19 protein-coding genes are annotated in these 21,232 nt (G+C 68.8%); 12 read left to right on the forward strand and 7 right to left on the reverse strand.

Annotation, left to right across the window (positions count from 1 at the left end; all coding sequences use genetic code 11):
- Positions 1–25 precede the first annotated feature (25 nt).
- From JF543_RS07545 to JF543_RS07555, 3 genes are all read left to right on the forward strand, one after another.
- Positions 26–1,009 carry an aldo/keto reductase gene (locus JF543_RS07545; protein ID WP_206823559.1) on the forward strand — a complete coding sequence of 328 codons (984 nt, stop codon included), beginning with the start codon at positions 26–28 and terminating at the stop codon, positions 1,007–1,009.
- 70 nt (positions 1,010–1,079) lie between these two features.
- Positions 1,080–1,889 carry a PP2C family protein-serine/threonine phosphatase gene (locus JF543_RS07550; RefSeq protein ID WP_347401120.1) on the forward strand — a complete coding sequence of 270 codons (810 nt, stop codon included), beginning with the start codon at positions 1,080–1,082 and terminating at the stop codon, positions 1,887–1,889.
- Between the two features lie 58 nt (positions 1,890–1,947).
- Positions 1,948–4,665 carry an FtsK/SpoIIIE domain-containing protein gene (locus JF543_RS07555; RefSeq protein ID WP_206823561.1) on the forward strand — a complete coding sequence of 906 codons (2,718 nt, stop codon included), beginning with the start codon at positions 1,948–1,950 and terminating at the stop codon, positions 4,663–4,665.
- Between the two features lie 9 nt (positions 4,666–4,674).
- Here the strand turns inward: JF543_RS07555 and JF543_RS07560 are convergent, their stop codons facing one another.
- Positions 4,675–5,670 (reverse strand): asparaginase, encoded by a 996-nt coding sequence (locus JF543_RS07560; protein ID WP_206823562.1) that lies wholly within the window; start codon positions 5,668–5,670, stop codon positions 4,675–4,677.
- A 57-nt stretch (positions 5,671–5,727) separates the two neighbouring features.
- Here JF543_RS07560 and JF543_RS07565 point away from each other — a divergent pair, with 57 nt between their 5' ends.
- Positions 5,728–6,198, forward strand: a complete 471-nt coding sequence (locus JF543_RS07565) for an OsmC family protein (protein WP_179411155.1) — start codon at positions 5,728–5,730, stop codon at positions 6,196–6,198.
- A 6-nt stretch (positions 6,199–6,204) separates the two neighbouring features.
- On the opposite strand, the gene JF543_RS07570 is transcribed toward JF543_RS07565, so the two are convergent.
- A complete protein-coding gene (locus JF543_RS07570) occupies positions 6,205–6,999 on the reverse strand; it encodes a lysophospholipid acyltransferase family protein (protein ID WP_179411154.1) in 795 nt (264 codons plus the stop codon).
- A gap of 138 nt (positions 7,000–7,137) precedes the next feature.
- Here JF543_RS07570 and JF543_RS07575 point away from each other — a divergent pair, with 138 nt between their 5' ends.
- Positions 7,138–8,085 carry an FKBP-type peptidyl-prolyl cis-trans isomerase gene (locus JF543_RS07575; RefSeq protein ID WP_179411153.1) on the forward strand — a complete coding sequence of 316 codons (948 nt, stop codon included), beginning with the start codon at positions 7,138–7,140 and terminating at the stop codon, positions 8,083–8,085.
- Positions 8,086–8,137: 52 nt separating this feature from the next.
- Positions 8,138–9,223: a 1-deoxy-D-xylulose-5-phosphate reductoisomerase gene (dxr, locus tag JF543_RS07580; RefSeq protein ID WP_206820686.1), complete on the forward strand. Its 1,086-nt coding sequence runs from the start codon at positions 8,138–8,140 to the stop codon at positions 9,221–9,223.
- A 124-nt stretch (positions 9,224–9,347) separates the two neighbouring features.
- On the opposite strand, the gene JF543_RS07585 is transcribed toward dxr, so the two are convergent.
- Positions 9,348–10,961, reverse strand: coding sequence for a Mur ligase family protein (locus tag JF543_RS07585; protein WP_206823563.1), 1,614 nt, complete (start codon positions 10,959–10,961; stop codon positions 9,348–9,350).
- Positions 10,962–11,023: 62 nt separating this feature from the next.
- On the opposite strand from JF543_RS07585, the gene JF543_RS07590 reads away from it, so the two are divergent.
- From JF543_RS07590 to JF543_RS07600, 3 genes are all read left to right on the forward strand, one after another.
- Complete coding sequence (locus JF543_RS07590; protein WP_206823565.1) at positions 11,024–12,337, forward strand: site-2 protease family protein; 1,314 nt, start codon at positions 11,024–11,026, stop codon at positions 12,335–12,337.
- A gap of 138 nt (positions 12,338–12,475) precedes the next feature.
- Positions 12,476–12,844 carry a YciI family protein gene (locus tag JF543_RS07595; protein ID WP_179411149.1) on the forward strand — a complete coding sequence of 123 codons (369 nt, stop codon included), beginning with the start codon at positions 12,476–12,478 and terminating at the stop codon, positions 12,842–12,844.
- The gene (locus JF543_RS07600; protein WP_206823567.1) at positions 12,841–14,040 is read left to right on the forward strand and encodes a DUF6596 domain-containing protein; all 1,200 of its coding nucleotides are present in this window, start codon (positions 12,841–12,843) and stop codon (positions 14,038–14,040) included. The genes JF543_RS07595 and JF543_RS07600 overlap by 4 nt, the downstream gene beginning before the upstream one ends.
- Before the next feature lies 1 nt (position 14,041).
- On the opposite strand, the gene JF543_RS07605 is transcribed toward JF543_RS07600, so the two are convergent.
- Both JF543_RS07605 and JF543_RS07610 read right to left on the reverse strand, forming a co-directional pair.
- Positions 14,042–15,922, reverse strand: a complete 1,881-nt coding sequence (locus JF543_RS07605) for a chorismate-binding protein (protein ID WP_206823569.1) — start codon at positions 15,920–15,922, stop codon at positions 14,042–14,044.
- Between the two features lie 169 nt (positions 15,923–16,091).
- Positions 16,092–16,730 (reverse strand): pyroglutamyl-peptidase I, encoded by a 639-nt coding sequence (locus JF543_RS07610; protein WP_179411146.1) that lies wholly within the window; start codon positions 16,728–16,730, stop codon positions 16,092–16,094.
- 56 nt (positions 16,731–16,786) lie between these two features.
- Between JF543_RS07610 and ispG the strand changes: the two genes are divergently transcribed.
- The 3 genes from ispG (at position 16,787) to JF543_RS07625 (ending at position 19,806) form a co-directional block, all read left to right on the forward strand.
- Positions 16,787–17,938, forward strand: a complete 1,152-nt coding sequence (gene ispG / locus JF543_RS07615; protein WP_179411145.1) for a flavodoxin-dependent (E)-4-hydroxy-3-methylbut-2-enyl-diphosphate synthase — start codon at positions 16,787–16,789, stop codon at positions 17,936–17,938.
- A gap of 24 nt (positions 17,939–17,962) precedes the next feature.
- Entirely contained in the window at positions 17,963–18,823 is an 861-nt protein-coding gene (locus tag JF543_RS07620) for a hypothetical protein (protein WP_206823571.1), read from the forward strand.
- A 263-nt stretch (positions 18,824–19,086) separates the two neighbouring features.
- Complete coding sequence (locus JF543_RS07625; RefSeq protein ID WP_206823575.1) at positions 19,087–19,806, forward strand: alpha/beta fold hydrolase; 720 nt, start codon at positions 19,087–19,089, stop codon at positions 19,804–19,806.
- 129 nt (positions 19,807–19,935) lie between these two features.
- Here the strand turns inward: JF543_RS07625 and JF543_RS07630 are convergent, their stop codons facing one another.
- Positions 19,936–20,295 (reverse strand): GntR family transcriptional regulator, encoded by a 360-nt coding sequence (locus tag JF543_RS07630; RefSeq protein ID WP_179411142.1) that lies wholly within the window; start codon positions 20,293–20,295, stop codon positions 19,936–19,938.
- Positions 20,292–21,194, reverse strand: a complete 903-nt coding sequence (locus JF543_RS07635) for a hypothetical protein (RefSeq protein WP_206823577.1) — start codon at positions 21,192–21,194, stop codon at positions 20,292–20,294. The genes JF543_RS07630 and JF543_RS07635 overlap by 4 nt, the downstream gene beginning before the upstream one ends.
- Positions 21,195–21,232: the final 38 nt, after the last annotated feature.

Below are 21,232 nucleotides of genomic sequence, written 5' to 3' on the forward strand. Positions count from 1 at the left end.
GCACGCGATTCGATACGGTGGAGCCATGGCAACTTCGCAGCGCCACGTCGGCGCATCCGGTCTGGTCGTGTCGGCAGCAGGACTCGGATGCAACAACTTCGGTCGTGCCGGCACGGTGACTGAGACGCTGGATGGCACCCGGGCCGTGATCGATGCCGCTCTGGCCAATGGTGTGTTCTTCTTCGACACCGCCGACATGTACGGCGCCGAGGCCGGCCGCAGCGAAGACCTGATGGGGCAGGTGCTCGAAGGGCGCCGCGACCGGGCCGTGCTCGCGACCAAGTTCGGGCATGAGCGCGACATGGGCTACGGCTTCCCCGGTGGACGAGGTTCGCGACGCTATGTGCGGCATGCCGTCGAGCAGTCACTGCGACGGCTGCGCACCGACTGGATCGATCTGTACCAGCTGCATCTGCCGGATCCGCAGACGCCGATCGCCGAGACGATCGATGCCCTTGACGAGCTTGTCGCGGAGGGCAAGATCCGGTACTACGGGCACTCCAACTTCGACGGCTGGCAGATCGCCGAGGCCGATTTCACCGCCGCGACCCGCTCGACCGGTCGGTTCATCTCGGCGCAGAACCATTACTCACTGCTCGCGAGAGCCGCCGAACGTGAGGTGCTTCCGGCTGCCGAGCGCTTCGGGCTGGGCTTCTTTCCGTACTTTCCGCTGAAGAACGGGCTTCTCACGGGCAAATTCACCCGCGAGGGCGGGCCTGCGGGGACCCGCATCATGGAGACCCGCCGGCACATTTGGGCTGATGCGCCCTGGGATGCGCTGGAGGCGTATCAGCGGTTCTGCGACGAGCGCGGCATCACGATGCTCCAGGCGACGTTTGGATGGCTGCTGGCGCGCCCTGCCGTCGCGAGCGTCATCGCGGGCGCGACGACTCCGGCGCAGGTCGAGGCCAATGCCGCGGCTGCGGACGCATGGACGCCGGATGCAGCCGATCTCGCGGCGATCGACGCACTCTTCCCGTTGCCGGAGGATCCTGCGGCGCGGATGTGACCGGCAGCACCGATACGATGGATGAATGCCCCGCGGCCAGGTGCCGCCCGCCGGCCTGACGGAGACACTCGTGCCTGAGACGACAACGCAGACGTATCGCGTCAGCGACGACCTGCAGCTCTCGTGGGCGGGAACCACCGACCGTGGCCGCCGGCGGGACAACAATCAAGATGCGTTCCTGGTCAAGTACCCTCTCTTCGTGGTGGCGGATGGCATGGGTGGCCATGCCGGGGGAGAGATCGCGAGCCAGAGCACGGTCGCGCGACTGGGCGAGATGGTTGACGCCGGAGATGTATCGCCGGAGGCCATCGAGCAGTCGCTGCACAGCGCGGTCGACGACATCCGCTCCCATCCGGAGACCACCGATGAGGGCACGGGAACGACCCTGACCGGCGCCTACCTCACGCACGATGAGGACGACCGGTGGCAGTGGGTCGTGTTGAACATCGGCGATTCCCGTGTGTATCTGGAGCGCGAGAACCGTTTGCTGCAGGTCACGACGGATCACTCGGTGGTGCAGGAGCTGATCGCGTCGGGCAAGATCAGCCCGGAAGAAGCGGATGGGCATCCCTACAGCAACGTCATCACCCGCGCGGTCGGGGCGAGCGAGCTTGTTCCGCCGGACTACGTGACGGTTCCCCTTCAGGACCAGGACCGTCTGGTGATCTGCTCGGACGGGCTCACCAAGGAGCTCACCGATTACGGCATCCTGCACTTCTTGCGCGAGAACACCGACCCGGCTGCCGCTGTTGATGCGATGGTCGATGCCGCGCTCGAGAACGGCGGTCGCGATAACGTCACCATGATCATCGTGCGTGTTGAGATGACCTCGGCGGATGCTGCCGACTCGTCGTCCACAGAGGACGACATCCAGCCGTAGCGCCATCGGCTTGTGGACAGGCCGTTTCTCGGGCATCCGATGCGCTCGAATGGGGAGCATGGATGCCACCACCATCGTTCTGCCCTCGGATCCCGTCCCGCCGCGCAAGCCGTCGCTGCCGTTGCTGGCGGCCATCGTCCCCGTGATCGCCGGCGTCGTGCTGTGGCTCGTGACGGGGTCGTTGTTCGCGCTGTGCTTCGCCGCGCTGGGGCCGCTGATGCTGGTGGCGTCGTTCTTCGATGGGTTGCGGTCGCGGGGCCGGGAGCGCAAGCGGGCGCAGCTCGAGGCGGATGCCGCCTGGGAGCGCGCCGAGGCGGAACTGGAGCGTCTGCACCTCGAGGAGCACACCTCGGTGTGGCGCAGCGACCCGGATGTCGCGAGTGCTGTGGACGAACCGCCCTTGCGTGGGCACACGGATCTTGACTGCGACACGGCGGTCGTGATCGGTCGGGGACAGGCCCGCAGTCGCGTGCGCGCCACGGGCGGCGACGATGATCGCTCGCGGTCGTTTCGGGAACGCGCGGCGCGGCTCGACGACGCCCCCATCTGCGTACCGCTCGGCGGTGGGATCTGCGTGCGGGCGGCGGAGCCCGTGGCAGCCGCGGTGGTGCGCGCGCTGGTGATGCAGTTGTGCCTGCGATTCGGGCCGGCTCAGCTCGGCCTCACCGGAGACGGTGTCAGCCGTTGGGGGCTCGCGGAGCTCCCGCATGCCGGGCGTCGCCGAGCGCGGTTCCGGCTGCGTCTGGGGGAGGACGGCGACCGGGCGGACGCGATGATCTGCGTTCGCGCTCCGGGGGAGGAGCCACCGGACGGCGTGACCACCGTGATCGACTGCGGGGTGCCGGCGCGAGCACGTGCCCGCACGCCGCAGGGCAGCATCGAGTTGGTGACGGAAGCGCTGTCGGCGCAGCAGGCGCTCGTGTTGGGGACTGGCATCGCCGCCCGTGCGGATACCGAGGCACAGGTACCCGACCGTGTCGCGCTCGATGAGCTCGACACGGCACACCAGCGCGGGCTCGCCGCGATCTTCGGCCGTGGTGAGCGCGGTGACCTCGTGATCGATCTGATCGATGACGGCCCGCACGCGATCGTCACCGGTATGACGGGAACGGGCAAGAGCGAGCTGTTGATCAGCTGGGTGGCGGCGATCGCGGCCGCGCATCCGCCCGAGCAGGTCGCGTTCGTCCTGATCGACTTCAAGGGCGGTACGGCATTCGATCCACTGCGTGTGCTCCCGCATGTCGTCGCGGTCGTCACCGATCTTGATGCGGACGGGGCCCGGCGCGGTGTCGGCAGTCTCTCTGCGGAGCTGCGCCGGCGCGAGGCGGCCCTCGCCGACAGCGGCGCGCGGGATGTCAGCGATTGTCCGGATCTCGCACGGCTCGTGATCGTCGTCGACGAGTTCGCGGCGCTGCTTCAGGAGCATCCCGACCTCGGCGCGGTGTTCACCGATGTCGCGGCGCGCGGCCGCGCGCTGGGCATGCATCTCGTGCTGGGTACGCAGCGCGCCAGCGGCGTGATCCGTGATGCGCTGGCTGCGAACTGTCCGCTTCGGATGAGCCTGCGGGTGGCCGAGTCCGCCGACAGCAGATTCGTGATCGGGTCCGACGATGCCGCCCAGCTGCCCGGTGGCACCGCGTCACGGGGGCTCGCGTTCGTGCGGCGCCCCAGCGACGGCGAGGCGCACGCTGCGCGCATCGCGCTGACCGCGCCCGATGACCTGCGTGAGACGACTGAGCACTGGGCCGGGCACGTCGCGCCCGTGAGTCCGTGGCTGCCGCCGCTTCCATCGACGCTCGCGCTGCCTGCGTCGCCGCCGGCGGATGCCATCGTGCTGGGCCTGGCCGATGAACCCGAACGGCAGCGTCAGCCGTGGGTGACTCTCCGGCCGGGCGATGGGCTGGCGGTGATCGGAGGACCCGGTGCGGGCAAGAGCAGCGCGGTCGCCATGCTGAGCGCGCAGTCGAGCCGAGCCACGGTGATCCCGTCCGATCCCGAGCAGGCATGGGACCACGTCGAGCGGCTCGCCGACGGGACGGCAGGGGCGGCGGGACTTGTGCTGTGTGACGACCTCGACGTGCTCGTGTCGTCGTATCCGCCGGACTATGCGCAGCTGTTCCTCAGCAGGTGGGAGCGTATTGTCCGGTCGCCGCACGGCGCGGTGATCACACTGTCGCGGGTGTCGGGCCCGGTGGGTCGGCTCGTCGACGCGCTGCCGAAGCGCGCGTTACTGCGCATGACGAGCAAGGTCGAGCACATCGCGTCCGGGGGAGAACCGGATGCCTTCGACCGCGCCCGACCGGCGGGACGCGCGTGGTTGCAGGGACGAGAGGTACACCTGTGCGTCCCTCCGCAGAGCGGGGAAGGGCGCAACGAGCACGGCGGGCACACGGGAGAGCCGCCGACCTGGCGATCCTCGGGAAACCTCGCCGGGGTCGTCACCGGGGCAGTCGATGCGACCAGACGGATGCTCACCGCAGCGCACCCCGACCACCGCGTGCTCGGTCTGGCCGACGCCGACGCACTCGGGCATCCGATGCCCGGCGACCCGGCGTCGCCGACGATCCTCATCGGCGATCCGGAGGAATGGCGGGCGAAGTGGGCGCTACTGCAGAACGTGCGCACCGGCGGCGAACTCGTTGTGGCGGCCGAGCACGCCGCCGAACTGCGACAGCTGGCGGGAGCACGTGAGCTGCCGCCGTTCGCGCGGATGCACGCCGATCGCGCCTGGACGGTCAGCGCCGGACAACGACCGCGGCGTGTCCTGCTCGGGTAGGAGTCCGGGTCAGAGGCCGGGAGCCACCCGGAGCATGCCGACCGGCTGGCCGCCACCGAGCACGGAAAGCGGAAGAGCGGATGCCAGTGTCTGCACATCCGACTCGGTGAGTGCGCCGGCGCGGGAAAGCAGGTGAGCCGCGACGAGGGTCGCCGCGCGTCCGTTGCCATCGAGCATCTTCAACGCCACGGTCGTGCCGTTCGGGGCGACCATGACCATGATTCCCTCCGCGCCGCCCTTGGCGAACACACCGAGCGTCTCGATGGCGATCGTGTCGGGCTCGCCCGGACCGGCGATGGTCCACGGGCTCTCGCGCACGGCGCGCACCAGTGTGCCGGCCACCCGGTGCAGGGCGAACGGTGAGCGTTCCGAGGCTGAACCGATGCGATGGATGGCGCGAGCCAGCCCCGTGAGCGTGATCGCGTGCACCGGTGCGCCGCAGCCGTCCACCGAGGTGTGTGCGACCTTCTCGCCGGCGAGTCGTTCGACGACCTCGCGGATGTGCACCTGCAGCGGATGCTCGGCGTCCAGGTACCCCTGGGTCGGCCAGCCGGTCGCGACGCACGCACGCAGCATCAGGGCGTGCTTACCCGAGCAGTTCATCCGGATGCGAGACGCCTCGCCGTGGTCGCGCACCATGTCGCGGCGCGTGGCGGCATCCGACGGCCAGGCGGGCGGGCATCCGAGGTCATCCTCGGTGAGTCCGCCGGCAGCGAGCATCTCACGCACCACCTCGACGTGGCGGTCGGTGCCGCTGTGGCTCGCCGTACCCAGCGCGAGCTCATCACCGCTCAGCGCGGCGCCCGCCGTGACGGCGGCGATCGCCTGCAGGGGCTTCAGGCTCGAACGGGGGAGGATGAGGGCATCCGCGGCGCCGTGGACGGCGACGACGTCGCCATCGGGGGAGAGCACGACCGCGGCGCCCGCATGGCGGGATTCCACGAAGCCGCTGCGCTCCACGACGGCGAGTTCGACAGCATCACGAACAGTCAGAGTCTCCAGCACCACACCAGCCTAACGCGGGCTCGCGCTGCGACTCTCGGTCGGTGGCAGACTGACTGCATGCCCCTCGGAGATCACCGCTACGCACTGACCGCCACCTGGACCGGCAACCGCGGCACAGGTACGTCCGGCTACCGCGACTACGCGCGCGACGTCACGATCAGCATCGACGGAAAGCCCGAACTGCTGGCATCCGCCGATCGGCCGTTTCGCGGCGACCGCAGCCGCTGGAACCCCGAGGACCTTCTCCTGGCGGCACTGTCGGAATGCCACCTGCTCTCATACCTGCACGCCTGTGTGTCCGCCGGAGTCGTCGTGACCGAGTACCGCGATGAGGCGACCGGACTCATGCGCGAGGACGGCCGGGGCGGCGGCGCGTTCGTCGAAGTGACGCTGCGCCCGCACGTGCGCGTGGCCGACCCATCGATGATCGAAGCCGCGCAGCAGGCCCACCATCAGGCCAATGAATGGTGTTTCATCGCGAACTCGGTCAACTTCCCCGTGCTCCACGAAGCCGTCGTGACAGCGTGAGTGCGCTCAGCGCCGCTCGTGGGGGAGCGCCTGCTTGATCTTCTCGATCGGGGTGGCCGCGGGCGGCTCGTTGTACACGCCCGCCAGTTCCTGACCACTCAGCGCGTGGATCGCCGCCATGATCTCGTCGGTCGCATGGCGCCGGGCTTTGCCACTGGTGGCTGGGCCGTGCTTGGACAGGTCCAGCGGTTCACCGAACTTGACCGTGACGCGCTCCTTCACGGACGGCATCGTGGCGCCGACGGGCATCACCCGGTCGGTGCCGATCAAGCCCACGGGTACGACAGGAGCGCCGGTCTGCAGAGCAAGGAAAGCGACGCCGGTGCGGCCCTTGTACAGGCGCCCGTCGGTCGAGCGGGTGCCCTCGGGGTACAGGGCGACGGCCAGCCCCTCGTCCAGCAGCTGGCGCTGCTGATCCAGTGCGTCCAGCGCCGCCTGTCCGGCTCCGCGGCGTACCGGGATCGCACCGACCGAAGTGAAGAACTCCCGGGACAGGGCTCCCTTGAACCCGGTGCCCTCGAAGTAGCTGGACTTCGCGAGGAAGTGCACCGGGCGAGGGGCCGCGACGGGAATGGCCATCGAATCGATGAACGAGAGGTGGTTGCTCGCGAGGATCACCGCGCCGTCACGGGGCACGTTCTCACGTCCCTCGATGCGGGGGCGGTAGATCAGTCGCGCCAGTGGCGCGGCGATGGAACGCCCGACGGCGTACTTGAATCCCGCGTGCCTCGGGGAGCTGTTCTCCGCCTCTTCTGAGGACTCCGATTCTTCGGGGGACGATGCCGTCTGCTCAGAACTCACTCGAATGATCCTACCCAGCGCGTATGCCGAACCGGGAATGACGCCTGCCGTGCGCGCTCGATAGCGGCGCGTTCAGCGGCGACAAAGCCGGGTGGGCCAGGATGGAGGTCTCCCGTCCACGAACTTCGAGGTTCTATCGTGCGCCTGCGCCCCCTTGCCGTTGTATCCACCATCGCCGTGTCGGCGCTGATGCTCGCTGGTTGCGCCGGCGACCCCGAGGCATCGCCCTCGGAGGACGCGAGTGCGAATCCGGACCTGTGCGCGCAGGTCGCCGCACCCGGCGCCGTTTCGGACAGCGTCACGATCGAGGGCGAGTTCGGCACGCCGTCAGAGGCGACCTTCGAACTCGCCCAGGAACTGACAGAGCTGCAGCGCACCGTCGTCAGCGAGGGCGACGGCGACGCGATCTCAGAGGGCGACCTCGTCAGCTACGCGCTCAGCGTGTTCGACGCGACGTCGGGCGAGCGGGTTGTCGACATCGGATACGCCGAGGGTGAGGCGCTGCCGCAGGACGTGCTGGCCAACCCCACCCTGACGCAGGTGATCGGTTGCGCCAACGTGGGCTCGCGCCTGTCCGTGGCCTTCCCCGCAGAGAACGGTGCACCGGGTCAGGTGTACATCCTCGACATCCTGCAGACCGTTCCCACCTCGGCGTGGGGCGAGACCAAGGCCGCCGTCGAGGGGATGCCCGAGGTGACGCTCGCCGCAGACGGTGAGCCCGACATCGCCATTCCGGACGGCGACGCTCCCACTGAGCTGCAGGTCGCCGTGCTCAAGGAGGGGGATGGCGCCGCCGTCGCCGACGGCGACACGACCCTGCTGCACTACTACGGTGTGGACTGGGAGAGCGGCGAGAGCTTCGACTCCTCCTGGTCGCGCGGCGCGCCGATCTCGATCCCCGGCAACACCTACGTCCCCGGTTTCGTCGAGGCGCTGGCCGGGCAGAAGGTCGGTTCCCAGGTGCTCGTCGTCATTCCGCCGGCACTCGGCTACGGCGAAGACCCCGAGGCGCACGACCTCGGCGGCAAGACCCTCGTCTTCGTCATCGACATCCTCGCGACACAGCACGCTCCGGCCGCGCAGTGACCGGCCGCCGGATGTGAGCGAACGACGCATGCCCTCGGCATAGGCTGAGGGCATGCGTCGCGTCATCGTCCTCGGCTCCACTGGCTCTATCGGCACTCAGGCGCTGGATGTGATCCGCGCCAATCCTCGACGGTTCGATCTGGTCGGGATCGCGGCGGGCAGCAATGCCGAACTCGTCGCCGAGCAGGCTGCGGAGTTCCACGTCGAGCACACCGCGCTCGGTGCGACCGAAGCCGAACAACTCGTGCGCGACGTCGAGGCCGACGTCGTCCTCAACGCCATCACCGGTTCGATCGGATTGGGCGCCACCCTGGCCACCCTTAAGGCAGGGCGCACTCTGGCGCTCGCCAACAAGGAATCTCTGATCGTCGGCGGTGAGCTCGTGCGCTCCGCCGCCGCGAAGGACCAGATCGTCCCGGTCGACTCCGAGCACTCGGCGATCGCGCAGGCATTGCGCGCAGGAGCGGCCGGTGAAGTCCGCAGGCTCATCGTGACAGCATCCGGTGGTCCGTTCCGCGGGCGCGGTCGTGACGAGCTGGCTGACGTGACGCCCGCACAGGCGCTGGCGCACCCGACGTGGGACATGGGGCGCATGGTCACGACGAACTCTGCGACGCTCGTGAACAAGGGCCTTGAGGTGATTGAGGCGCACCTGCTGTTCGACGTGACCTATGACGACATCGAGGTGGTCGTTCATCCGCAGTCGATCGTGCACTCGATGGTCGAGTTCGTCGACGGGTCGACGATCGCGCAGGCTTCTCCGCCGGACATGCGGCTGCCGATCTCACTCGGTCTGGATTGGCCGAACCGGGTCGGCGGCGTCGGGCGCCCGCTGGATTGGCGACAGGCCAGCAGTTGGGAGTTCTCGCCGCTCGATGATGAGGTGTTCCCGGCTGTGGCCCTGGCGAAGGCCGTCGGACGTGCCGGGGCGACGTTCCCCGCGGTGTACAACGCGGCGAATGAGCAGGCCGTGCACGCGTTCCACGACGGGCGCCTGCCGTTCCTGGGCATCGTCGACACGGTCGCTCGCGTGGTCGACGCGCATGACGCTCCCGGTGAGCTGACTCCCGAGACGCTCGCCGAGGCCGAGCGCTGGGCGCGCGAGAAGGCGGACGCCCTGATCGCAGCATCCGCCTGACGCTCCCACGCCCGCCTCGCCTCTCGCGACGCTCCCGTCTATTCGTCACAAACCGGGGCTTCCGGTCCGGAATAGCACCGTTTTGTGACAAATAGACGGATGCGGGATGCGGGATGCGCGGGGGTCAGTCGGTGTAGGGGTTGAGCCAGTGGCGCTCGGCGGGCACCGGCCAGCCGGCCGCCTGCAGAGCGCGGCGCGCGAGCTCGCGCGCCGAGTACGGGGTGCGCTGACCGCGGATATCGCGGTAGTCCTGGTGTCCGGGACCCGCCCACAGAATGGCGTCGCCGTCGCCGACCATGCCGACTGCCGCGACGATCGCGTCCTCGGGCGGCGAGAACTCGTGGATCTCGACATCCGGTCGGGCACGGCGCGCACCCTCCAGCAGCGTCTGCCGGATCGAGGTGGGATCCTCAAAACGCGGGTGGTGGTCGGTGACGACCACGATGTCGCTGCCCCGGGCTGCGGCACCGCCCATATCGAGCCGCTTGGTCGCGTCGCGGTCTCCGTCGGCGCCGAACAGCATGAGCACCTTGCCGGGCGTCACGCGGCGCACCGCGGCGAGGGTCTTCTCGAACGCATCGGGCGTGTGCCCGAAATCGACATACACGGCAGGGCCCGAGTCGCCCGAGACGAACTGCGTGCGACCCGGCAGATGCGCCATGATCTGTCCGTCGCGGGCGAGCGCCGACACGATGCGATCCCAGTCGTAGCCACCTTCGAGCAGCATCACGATCGCCAGCCCGGCGTTGGCCGCCATGTGCGGGCCGATCACCGGCACGAGCGTCGTCAGCGTGCGACCCTCGGGCCCGGTGAGGGTGAACACCGTGCCGTTCTGGCGCTCGTCGTCGATCGTGACGACCCAGTCGGCGCGCTCGGCGGCATCCGCATCGGGAGCGATCGCCGGCGTACCCACGGTGACGACCGGGATCGACGCGTGCTCGACCACACGGGCGCCGAACGGCGAGTCCAGGCTGATCACGCCACGACGCGCGCGCTCGGGCGTGAACAGCGGCAGCTTCGCCTCGAAGTACTCGGTCATGTCGGCGTAGTCATCGAGATGATCGTGCGAGAGGTTCGTGAATCCGGCGACGTCGAAGACGATGCCGTCGACGCGGTGACGCGACAGCGCCTGAGCGCTGACCTCGACCGCGACCGCCTCGACATCGCGCTCGCGCATCAGCGCGAGCAGCGCGTGCATCTCGGATGCCTCGGGCGTGGTCAGCCGCGAGACGATCACCTGACCGGCGATGTGGCGTTCGGCGGTGGAGGACAACCCCGACACGACGCCGATCTGCTCGAGGATGCCCTGCAGCAGGTGCGACACGCTGGTCTTGCCGTTGGTTCCCGTGGTGCCCAGCAGCACCGGAAGGCGGTCGGCGGCACCGGTGCCGTAAACCCAGGCGCTGAGGTCACCGAGCACGGCGCGCGGGTCGTCGACGACGATGATCGGCAGGCCGGCGGATACGGCGATATCGGCACCGGCGGCATCGGTGATGATCGCGACCGCACCCTGCTCGGCGGCGGTCGGGGCGAACTCGGCGCCGTGCCGGTTCACGCCCTGAATGGCGACGAAGGCCTCGCCGGCGCGCAGATCGGCCGTGGCGAGGGTGATGCCGCTGAGATGGACGCCTTCGAGGTCACCGCGGACGTCACGGGCGAAGCGATCTGCCAGCTCGGTCAGCGCACGACGGGGTGGGTCGGCCGGACGGAGCACAGGGGGAAGCGATGAGGTGGTCATATCGCCTCCATGATCTCACGCCGGTACAGCCGATTCCTCAGCGGTGCCAGTAGCGTGGTCGGGTGGAGATCCTGCTGTATCTGGGCGGCATCCTGTTCATGCTCGTCGGTCTCGGCGTGTCGATCGGGTTGCATGAGGTGGGCCATCTGGTGCCCGCGAAGCTGTTCGGCGTGCGCGTAGGCCAGTACATGATCGGCTTCGGGCCGCGTGTGTGGTCCAAGCGCTTCGGCGAGACCGAGTACGGGTTCAAGGCGTTGCCGCTCGGCGGTTTCATCTCGATGTCGGGCATGTACCCGCCCTCGTCGAAGACCGGACCCGCCAAGGGCGTGTTCGCCTCGCTCGTTCAGGATGCCCGATCCGCCAACGACGAGACCATCGCCGATGGCGACGAGAAACGCGTGTTCTACCGCCTCCCGGTCTGGAAGCGGATCATCGTGATGCTCGGCGGGCCCGTGATGAACCTGCTGCTGGCGATCTTCATCTTCACCCTGATGGCTTCGGATATCGGCGTGCAGCAGGCCAGTACGACGGTCAGCTCCGTCAGCGAGTGCATGCTGCCGGCGGGATCGACCCAGCAGGAGTGCACGCCGGCCGATCCCGCCTCGCCGGCGGCCGCGGCCGGTTTCGAGCCCGGCGACGTACTGGTGAGTCTGGATGGGCAGTCTGTCCAGACGTTCGCCGATGCCTCGGCGATCATTCAGGCGTCCCCGAATGAGGCGATCGACGTCGTCGTCCAGAGGGACGACACCGAGGTGCTGCTGAGCCTCACGCCCGAGCCCGCCGAACGCGCGCAGCTCGACGCGAACGGGCAGGTGGTGACGGATGCCGATGGTGAGCCGGTCACCCACACCGTCGGATACGCGGGCATCACCGCGCAGCTCGAGTATGTGCAGCAGCCGATCGGTACGGGTACCGACCTGGCGATGCAGCAGGCGGGAGCCGTGACCTCGCTGATCGTGCACCTTCCCGAAAAGCTCTGGGATGTCGGCACCGCGCTGTTCACCGACCAGGAGCGCGACCCGAACGGGCCGCTGAGCGTGGTCGGCGTCGGCCGGATCGCGGGGGAGGTCGCGGCGGCGGATGCCTCGGTGCTGAACCGCCTGGTCGTGTTGATGAACCTGCTGGCGGCCCTGAACATCGCCCTGTTCGTATTCAACCTCGTGCCGTTGCTGCCGCTGGATGGCGGGCACATCGTCGTGGCGCTGTGGGATGGCATCCGACGCTTCTGGGCGAAGCTCACGCGCCGGCCGGAGCCGCGACCGGTGGACGCGACACGGCTGGTGCCGTTGACGATCGTCGTCGCGGTGTTGCTGATCGGCATGGGGGCGCTGCTGCTGATGGCGGACATCTTCAAACCGATGCGGCTGTTCGGCTGAGCCGAGGCTCGCGCCGGGGCGAACGAATCGCCGATCGATTTTTCGCATGGATGTCGAAGAACGTCTTGTCTGATCGCTGTCATCATGCGACGGTTCACACGAACTCGCCGCATCGATCCATCTGAGAGGAAGACCGCAATGAAGTACGTCCTGATGTTCACGTCCAACCCCGAACTCGACGCCGCCGTGCCGGAGGAGCGCTCGCAGGCCGATATGGAGCGCATGTACGAGTGGTTCACGACCAACGACGCGCACATCGTCGACGGCGGCGCCGCTCTGCACGGTGCGGACACGGCGACGACGGTTCGCGCCGATCGAGGAGCGCCGGTCGTGATCGACGGCCCGTTCTCGGAGGCGAAAGAGGTCATCGGCGGGTTCTCGATCATCGACGTGCCCGATCTTGACGCCGCCATCGCGCTGGCGCGCACCTGGCCGTCGCTGGACCTCCCCGGCAACGCCGTGGAGATCCGCGCGATGTACGACGACGAGGAGCTGTTCGGCCAGTGACCGCATCCGATGCGGTGCTCGGCGCCGTGGTGCGTGAGGAGACCGGGCGGATCGTCGCCGCGCTCACCCGGGCGTTCGGCCGTTTCGACATCGCAGAGGAGGCGGTGGCCGCAGCGATCGAAGAGGCGCTGCGCGACTGGCGGCGCGGGGGAGTACCCCCGCGTCCCGGTGCCTGGTTGATGACGGCGGCACGGCACAACGCTCTCGACGCGGTGCGTCGCGATGCGCGGCTCCGGGACAGGCTGGCGCTCCTTGAGCGCGAGCCCGTCCCGGCCGTCGCCGGTCCCGACGAGCGACTTGCACTGATCTTCGGATGCTGTCACCCGGCGCTGTCGCCCGAGGCGCAGCTGGCGCTCATGCTGCGGGCCGTGGTCGGGATGACCACGGCCCAGATCGCCCGGGCCATGAGGGAGCCGACGGCGACGGTGGGGCAGCGCATCTCGCGCGCGAAACGCAAGATCGCCACGTCCGGCATCCCGCTGCGGGTGCCGGTCGGTGCCGACCGCGCCGCTCGACTCGACCTGGTGCTCACAGCGATCTCGGTGATGTACGACGCGGCGCACTTGCGGGACGGCGCGGACGCTGCCACCGACCGCGACGTCGCGGAGGACGCGCTCTGGCTCGCCGCCGTCGTCGCGTATGAGTCCGCAGCGGCCGAGGCATACGGGTTGCACGCGCTGCTGCTGTTCCATCGTGCCCGTGATGCCGCGCGGACCGCCGGGGGTGAACTGGTGCCTTTGCCGGCGCAGGAGCGCCGGCTGTGGGACGACCCGCTCATTCGACGGGCGCGCGACGTGCTGGAGCAGGCGGCGAGGCTGCGGGATCCCGGTCGATGGCAACTGCACGCCGCGATCGCGGCCTGCCACGCGGATGCCACCGAAGCGGCGGCGACGGACTGGCCGCAGATCCTGGTGCTGTACGACATGCTGCTGACGTTCGACCGATCGCCGATCGTGCGGCTGAACCGTGTGGTCGCGCTCGCCGAGGTGGCCGGCGCGCAGGCCGCACTGCGTGAAACCGAGGCGTTGGCCGATGAACTTCGGGAGGACCGCCTCTGGCACGCCGTGCGCGCCGTGCTGCTGCGACGCACCGGAGACGTCGCCGCAGCGGACGCGTCCGATCGCGCGGCCCTCGCCCTCGCCGACAACGAGGCCGAGCGGCGATTGCTGCGCAGCCGGTTGGCTGGGCCTGCGTGACTCAGGCCAGCGTGTGGGCGACCAGGCGCTCGAGCGTCGCGATGCCGTCGCGAGACAGGATCGACTCCAGGTGCCCCTGGATCGATGCGAAGCGCTCGCCGCGGAGCGCATGCACATCGCCGGTGTCGGTCTCGGCAGAGATCTCTGCATCGCCGACGCGCGTCGTTCCCGGAGCCACGCGTGCGGTGAAGGTGTTGTAGAAGCCGATCGACGCGTCGTGCTCGAACACCGGCACCGTCTTCTGCACGCCCTGGTGCGGGGCATCCAGCGGAGCCAGGCCGATACCGAGGCTGTCGGCGAGGATCTGATGGCTCAGGCAGACGGCCAGCAGGGGCGCTCCGGCCGCGCGGCGTCGCGCGACGACCTGACGCATCCGGGCGATGCGCGGCGATGCGGTGTCGCGCGGGTCACCGGGTCCAGGGCCGGCGACGACGAGATCCGCAGCATCCACGGCGTCATCGGTCACGGCATCCCACGCGGCGATCTCGACGTCGAGGCCGAGGTGGCGCAACTGGTGCGCCAGCATCGTGGTGAACCGGTCCTCGGCATCCACGACGAGTGCGCGCCGCCCGTCGAAGTGGTGCGACACGTGGGAGTCCTGCGGCTGGATCCAGAAATCGGCGAGGCGCGTGTTGCGCGAAGCCAGCAGCGCCGCGATCTCGGGATCGTCGGCGAGCGAGGCGCCACCGGGGGCGTCATCGTCGCGCGTCTCGGCGGCGACGTCTCGGTCGATCGCCCCGATCGCGCCGAGCACGCCGGCGGCCTTGCCGTGGGTCTCGCCGACCTCGCCGAGAGGGTCGGAGTGCCGCACGAGCGTGGCGCCCACGGGCACGCGCACGTGACCCTGGTCGATGTACAGGGTGCGGATCAGGATCGGGGCGTCCAGGTCGTGCCCGCCGTCGGCATTGGGTGAGAACAGGGCGGCGACGCCGGAGTAGTATCCGCGGGGCGTCCGCTCGTGGCGTCCGATCACGGCGCAGGCGTTCTGCATGGGTGAGCCGGTGACGGTCGGGGCGAACATCGTCTCGCGCAGGATGTCGCGCGGGTCGAGGCGGCTGCGGCCGCGCAGCATGTACTCGGTGTGGGTGAGGCGCGACATCTCTTTCAGATGTGGGCCGGTGATGCGTCCGCCGTCCGAACACACCTGGCTCATCATCTTGAGCTCCTCGTCGACCACCATGAACAGTTCTTCGGTCTCCTTCGTGGAGGACAGGAACTCGATCAGTGAGGCCCGGGTCGCGCCACCGGCCGGGTGACGGAACGTCCCCGAGATCGGGTTCATGGTGACGATGCCGTCCTGCGCGACGACATGGGCCTCGGGACTGGCGCCGACCGCGATGTGCCCCGGCGTGACGACGGTGAAGGTCCAGTACGCCCCGCGTTCGTGCTGCAGCAGGGCGCGGAACCAGGTGAGCGCGGCGGTGCGGTCGTCGACATCGAAGCCTGCGCGATAGTCACGGCGGATGACGAAGTTGGCCCCCTCGCCGCGGCCGATCTCTTCGGCGATCACGCGTTCCACGATCTGCCCGTACTCGTCGTCGGAGATGTCGAACCCGCCATCGCGCAGTGCGATGGCATCCGTCGGCAGTGATGCCATCAGCTCGGCGACGTCCAGACGCTCGTGCGCGTCGACGAGCAGGCAGCGCAGCGGCGTGCCGTCGTCCTGCGCATCGAAACCGCGCTCGCGCACTTGGCGGTACGGCACCATGGCGAACACCTCGCGCGGACCCTCCGGCCCGTCGAGCGGGATGTCGGCGAGGGCATCGACGTCGATGACGTCACCGGTGAGCAGCTCGGCGCCGCCGTCACGGGCGATCAGCACGAACGAAGCGTGCGGATCAGCGGCGAGGTCCCGGATGCGGTCGGGCGCGGCAGAGGTCATCGATGTCTCCTGATTTCGAGCATCCGGCACGGAAAGACGAAGACCGCCCCGGAAGGCGGTCTGGTTCTGGGTTCGCGAACACACCGCCTAACAGGCGGGCCACCAGGTGCGGTTCACGGACATGCGCCGAAATTACCACATCTGCGCTCGGCGGCTCGGCGCGATGACGTCACCAGACGGTGCCGCCGACGGCGCGCTGCTCCGTTTCGAAGACCTGATCGAGGACGATGCGGATGCCACGGGCGATGTCGCTCTCAGACAGATGTGGCGCCCCCTCGGGTGCCGTCGGCGTCGACCAGGGCACGTGCACGAAGCCGACCGGGACGGTTCCGGCCGCGGCGCGTTCTGCGGCGGCGAGAGCCGTGTACAGCACGTGGTTGCAGACGAACGAGCCCGCGGTCAGTGAGGCGTGGGCCGGGATGCCCGCGTCGCTCAGCGCCTGCACGATGCGCTTGACAGGAAGGGTTGCGAAGCGCGCGGCCGGTCCGCCGGGCTCGCAGGCCTCATCGGTGGGCTGGTGCCCGTCGTTGTCGGCGATTCGGGCATCCATCAGATTCACCCCGATGCGCTCCACGGCGATGCGGGCGCTGCCGCCGGCGAGCCCGGTCGCGACGACGGCGTCGGGGCGGTGCGCGTCGATGAGCCGGCCGAGTTCGGCTGCAGAGCCGGCGAAAGAGACGGGAAGCGTCGCGGTGACGAGCTCGTGCGGTCCGTCGTACGTGGCGGCAACGCGGTTCACGGCTTCTGCCGAGGGATTGCGCGAGTCACCCCCGAAGGGCTCGAAGCCGGTGAGCAGGATCGTGGACACCCGCACATCCTACGGACTTCCAGCCGGGGCCGATCCGACCGGGGTAGCCTGGAGTCGTGCCCGCAGTGAATCTTGGGATGCCGCGCGTCCCCGAAGTCCTCGCCCCTCGTCGCAAGTCCCGTCAGATCCGGGTCGGCAAGGTGCTCGTCGGCGGCGATGCACCGGTCAGCGTGCAATCGATGACCACGACGAAGACCACCGACATCAACGGCACTCTGCAGCAGATCGCCGAGTTGACGGCATCCGGCTGCGAGATCGTGCGCGTCGCCGTCCCCAGCCAGGACGACGCCGATGTGCTGCACATCATCGCGAAGAAGAGTCAGATCCCCGTGATCGCCGACATCCACTTCCAGCCGAAGTACGTCTTCCAGGCCATTGACGCCGGCTGCGGCGCGGTGCGCGTCAACCCGGGCAACATCCGCAAGTTCGACGATCAGGTCGGAGCGATCGCCGCTGCGGCGAAGGCCGCGGGTGTCTCACTGCGCATCGGCGTGAACGCGGGCTCGCTCGACCCCCGTCTGCTGCAGAAGTACGGCAAGGCGACCGCCGAGGCACTCGTCGAGAGCGCTGTCTGGGAGGCCTCGCTGTTCGAGGAGCACGACTTCCACGACTTCAAGATCTCGGTCAAGCACAACGACCCGATCGTCATGGTCAAGGCCTACCGTCAGCTCGCTGAGCGTGGTGACTGGCCGCTGCACTTGGGTGTCACCGAGGCAGGCCCCGCCTTCCAGGGCACGATCAAGAGCGCCACGGCATTCGGCATCCTGCTCAGCGAGGGCATCGGCGACACCATCCGCGTGTCGCTGTCGGCTCCGCCGGCCGAAGAGGTCAAGGTCGGTCACCAGATCCTGCAGTCGCTGAACCTGCGCGAGCGCACGCTCGAGATCGTGTCGTGCCCGTCGTGCGGCCGCGCTCAGGTCGACGTGTACTCGCTCGCCGACAGTGTGACCGAGGGACTCAAGGACATGACCGTGCCGCTGCGCGTCGCCGTCATGGGCTGTGTCGTCAACGGCCCGGGCGAGGCCCGCGAGGCCGACCTCGGTGTCGCCTCCGGCAACGGCAAGGGACAGATCTTCGTCAAGGGCGAGGTCATCAAGACGGTCCCCGAGGAAGACATCGTGCAGACGCTAATCGAGGAGGCGAACCGCATCGCCGCCGAGATGGGCGTCGACGCGCCGATCGGTACCGCTCAGGTGATCACCGGCTGAGCCCGGTTCGCGTAGCGTGGGCGTATGCAGCCCACGCGCGTATCGTTCTCTGACGGTTCCACGACGGGCGAGGGCGAGGTGCTCCTGATCGATCGGGAGGCCTCGATCGTCGTCGTCGATGCCACTCCGTTCCACCCGGTCGATCACACCTGGCCCGACCAGCCCGGCGACAGCGGGACCATCCGCGCCGGCGACGTCACGCTCGCCGTCGGCGAAGCGGTCATGGCTGCCGTCAGCGATGACGGAGCGTTGGCCGTGGGTTCGGACATCCCCGTCAAGCGCGGTGGCGAGGGCTGGACGTGGCTGGTGGGGCACCGCATCGACGGCGAGATCCCCGCGGAGGTCGGCGTCGGCGCTGCCGCCGTGCTGGAGGCGGATGCTGACCGCCGGGCCGCTCTGAGCCGTGGCCACTCGGCGTGCCACCTCGCCTCGCTCGCACTGGACGCCGCACTGGCAGACCTGTGGCGCAAGGAGATCGGCACCGACCCGCTGGGCAATCCCGACTTCGAGGGGCGGGCGAACCAGTCCAGTCGCATCGTCGAGGACGGCAGCGTCGACGAGTACCGGCTGGGCAAGAGCCTGCGCAAGGCGGGGTTCGACTCGGAGGGCTTCGCGGCGACACTGGCCGAACGCGAGGCGCGCATCAATGAGCAGCTGGCGACGTGGGTGGCATCCGATGCCGAGAGCCGGATCGACACCGAAGGTGAGACGATCATCGATCGTCGGGCATGGCGATGCGCGCTGCCCGAGGGCGAGGTCGGCTTCCCCTGCGGTGGTACGCACGTTCACGCGCTGTCGGAGCTCGGCGCGGTCAGCGTGACCCTCGACCTGTCGGACCCGCAGCTGCTGGTGATGACCACGCGCGTCACACCGCCGCGCGACTGATCGCGCACCTTCGGAGGTGCACAGCGTCGGAGATCTGCACAATCTCGGAGACCCGGACAGAACTCGTCCGATCCTGCGCAGATCTCCGAGGAACTGCAGTGCGCCCCAGTAGCGGTGGACAAGACGTTCACAAATCCGGAAAAACTCGCAGTACGCGGGCGGTTAGGTCCCTTTTCCCGCCGCTTCCCGCCAGATCTCCGGAGTTACGTGCGCTGACGCGCCGGCATCAGGAGCGTCCTGACCGGGTCTGCTTGACTGTCGGAATGCTCTTGAACACCATCGAGGCCGGTGCCGGCGATCGGGTCGTCCTGCTCCTGCACGGCATGATGGGGTCGGCCGAGAGCTGGTGGCGGGTCATGTCGCCGTTGGCCGCGAACGGGAACCGGGTCATCGCGGTCGATCTGCCGGGCCACGGGCTGTCGCCCCGTGATGAGCGCTGCACGGTGGCATCCGTCGCCGACGTCGTCGTCGAGACGCTTGTCTCGTGTGCGCCGGGCGCGTCGGTTCGGGGGATTGGCCACTCGTACGGCGGTACCGTTCTCGCCGCCGTCGCCGAGCGGATGCCGGTGACAGTCGCCGCGTATGTTGACACGGCCTGTGCCTTCACCGGTGGTGCTGATCAGCGCGCGCTGGCCGCCGAGTACGAGGTCGATCGTCGCAGACGGACGGACCCGGCCTGGTTGCGTCGTACCCGCCCGTTCTACAGCGCGACGGATGCGGTCGTCGAGTCGCGCGCGGCCGAACGTTTCGATCCGATGACGGCGGCGTCGATCTCTGCAGGCGGCGACGTCGCGCATGAGCTCGAACCAGGATCGATACTCGTACGCGCGAGGCCGAGCGGCTTCGTCTCCGACAAGGACGCGGCGCAGGCCGCGTCGCGCGGCGTCCTCGTGCGCGACATCGCTGACGCGGCACACTCCGTCTGGTACAGCCACTTCGACGAGTTCTGCGCGGCGTTGCCCGAGTTCCTCGGCGGGAACTGAGCGCATCCGCCGCAAACCGGTTGCGCACCTTCGGAGATCTGCTCAGTCTCGGAGACCCGGACAGAACCCGTCCGATCCTGCGCAGATCTCCGAGGAACTGCAGCGGGCGACGGGATGCAGACGGCCCGATCAGCGATCCGACATCCACATCGCGCGTAGTGCGCGCTGGGTGTCCTCGTATGTGAGCCCGTCGTGTTTCGCCGCGACGATCAAGGAACGCGCAGCCCGGGCGACGCTCCGGGAGACAGCCGATGCCTGCGGGCTGACGCGAGTGCCCGCCCCCGTACGCGAGACGACGAACTCGTCTTCTTCGAGTCGCCTGTACGCCTTTGCGATGGTCCCGGGGGCCACGCCGAGATCGGCTGCCAAACGGCGCACAGAGGGCAACCGATCGTCGGCGGCAAGTCCGCCGGTGGTGATCAGCCCCCTCAGCTGGTCGTATACCTGTTCGGCCGGAGTGCCGCCTGAGGGCGAGATGGTGATTCTCATGGCCTGAGCGTCCGATGGTGGGTGCTGGCACGCCGTTCGGCCGTGGGCGTGCCGGTGAGCGCTATGACCACCCACATCGCGAGTTCCGCGACGCGCACGATCTCACCGGACCACCACAGCAACGCACCGATCGCCGCGAATGATGCACCGACACGGACCGTGCCGAGATCATCGGACGAGAACACTCCTCCCAGCTCTGACGTCGCAGCGAGTGATGACAAGACGACGCCGAGATGTACGAGCAGCGCGCCGCACGCTGCGCGCCCGATGTTGGATGCCTGCAGACGTCGGAACGCGGTGTCCCGATCGACGTCACCGTCCCAGGCTCGACGAGGGATCCACCACCACGCGAAGATCGTGAGTGCGACCAGTGCCGCGAGCAGTAATGGCGAGGGTAACGAGTAGTACCAGCCGTAGATTGTCGTGCCGACCGATCCCGCGGTGCCCACGGTGACCTCGTACATCGTTCGATAGCCCTCGTGGTCAGAGACCGAAGCGGCGCCTGCTGCCCACGTGAGAGCGACGATCGCCAGCACCAAACCCGCGAGGGTGATGATCCAAGCCAGCGAGGTGAACGTGCGCATCGTGCGCGGCGCGAGGCTGGCGGTCGCGGCTGGGCGAGGCGTACTGGGCCGGATCAGCAGAAGGACAATTGCTCCGATGCCGAGGGTGATAGGCAGCGCCGCGCGCATTCCGAGATCGAATCCGAACGGACCCCACGGCATGAGGTGCGCTACGCGCAGGGAACCGATCACGAGAATGGGCACACCCCCGGCGATCGCACAGAAGACGCCGACCACGCCCAGCTGGCGGGGAATGAGCCGCCGGGCGCTCAGATGGAGCGCGAGGCCGACCATCGCGGCCAAGACGAGCGGCCCCCAGAGCAACACCCACATCATGACCATCGCGTCGTCTCTCCTGTCGGGCTGTCGTGGCC

The organism is Microbacterium esteraromaticum, from assembly GCF_017303215.1.
GTDB classification, from domain to species: domain Bacteria; phylum Actinomycetota; class Actinomycetes; order Actinomycetales; family Microbacteriaceae; genus Microbacterium; species Microbacterium esteraromaticum_C.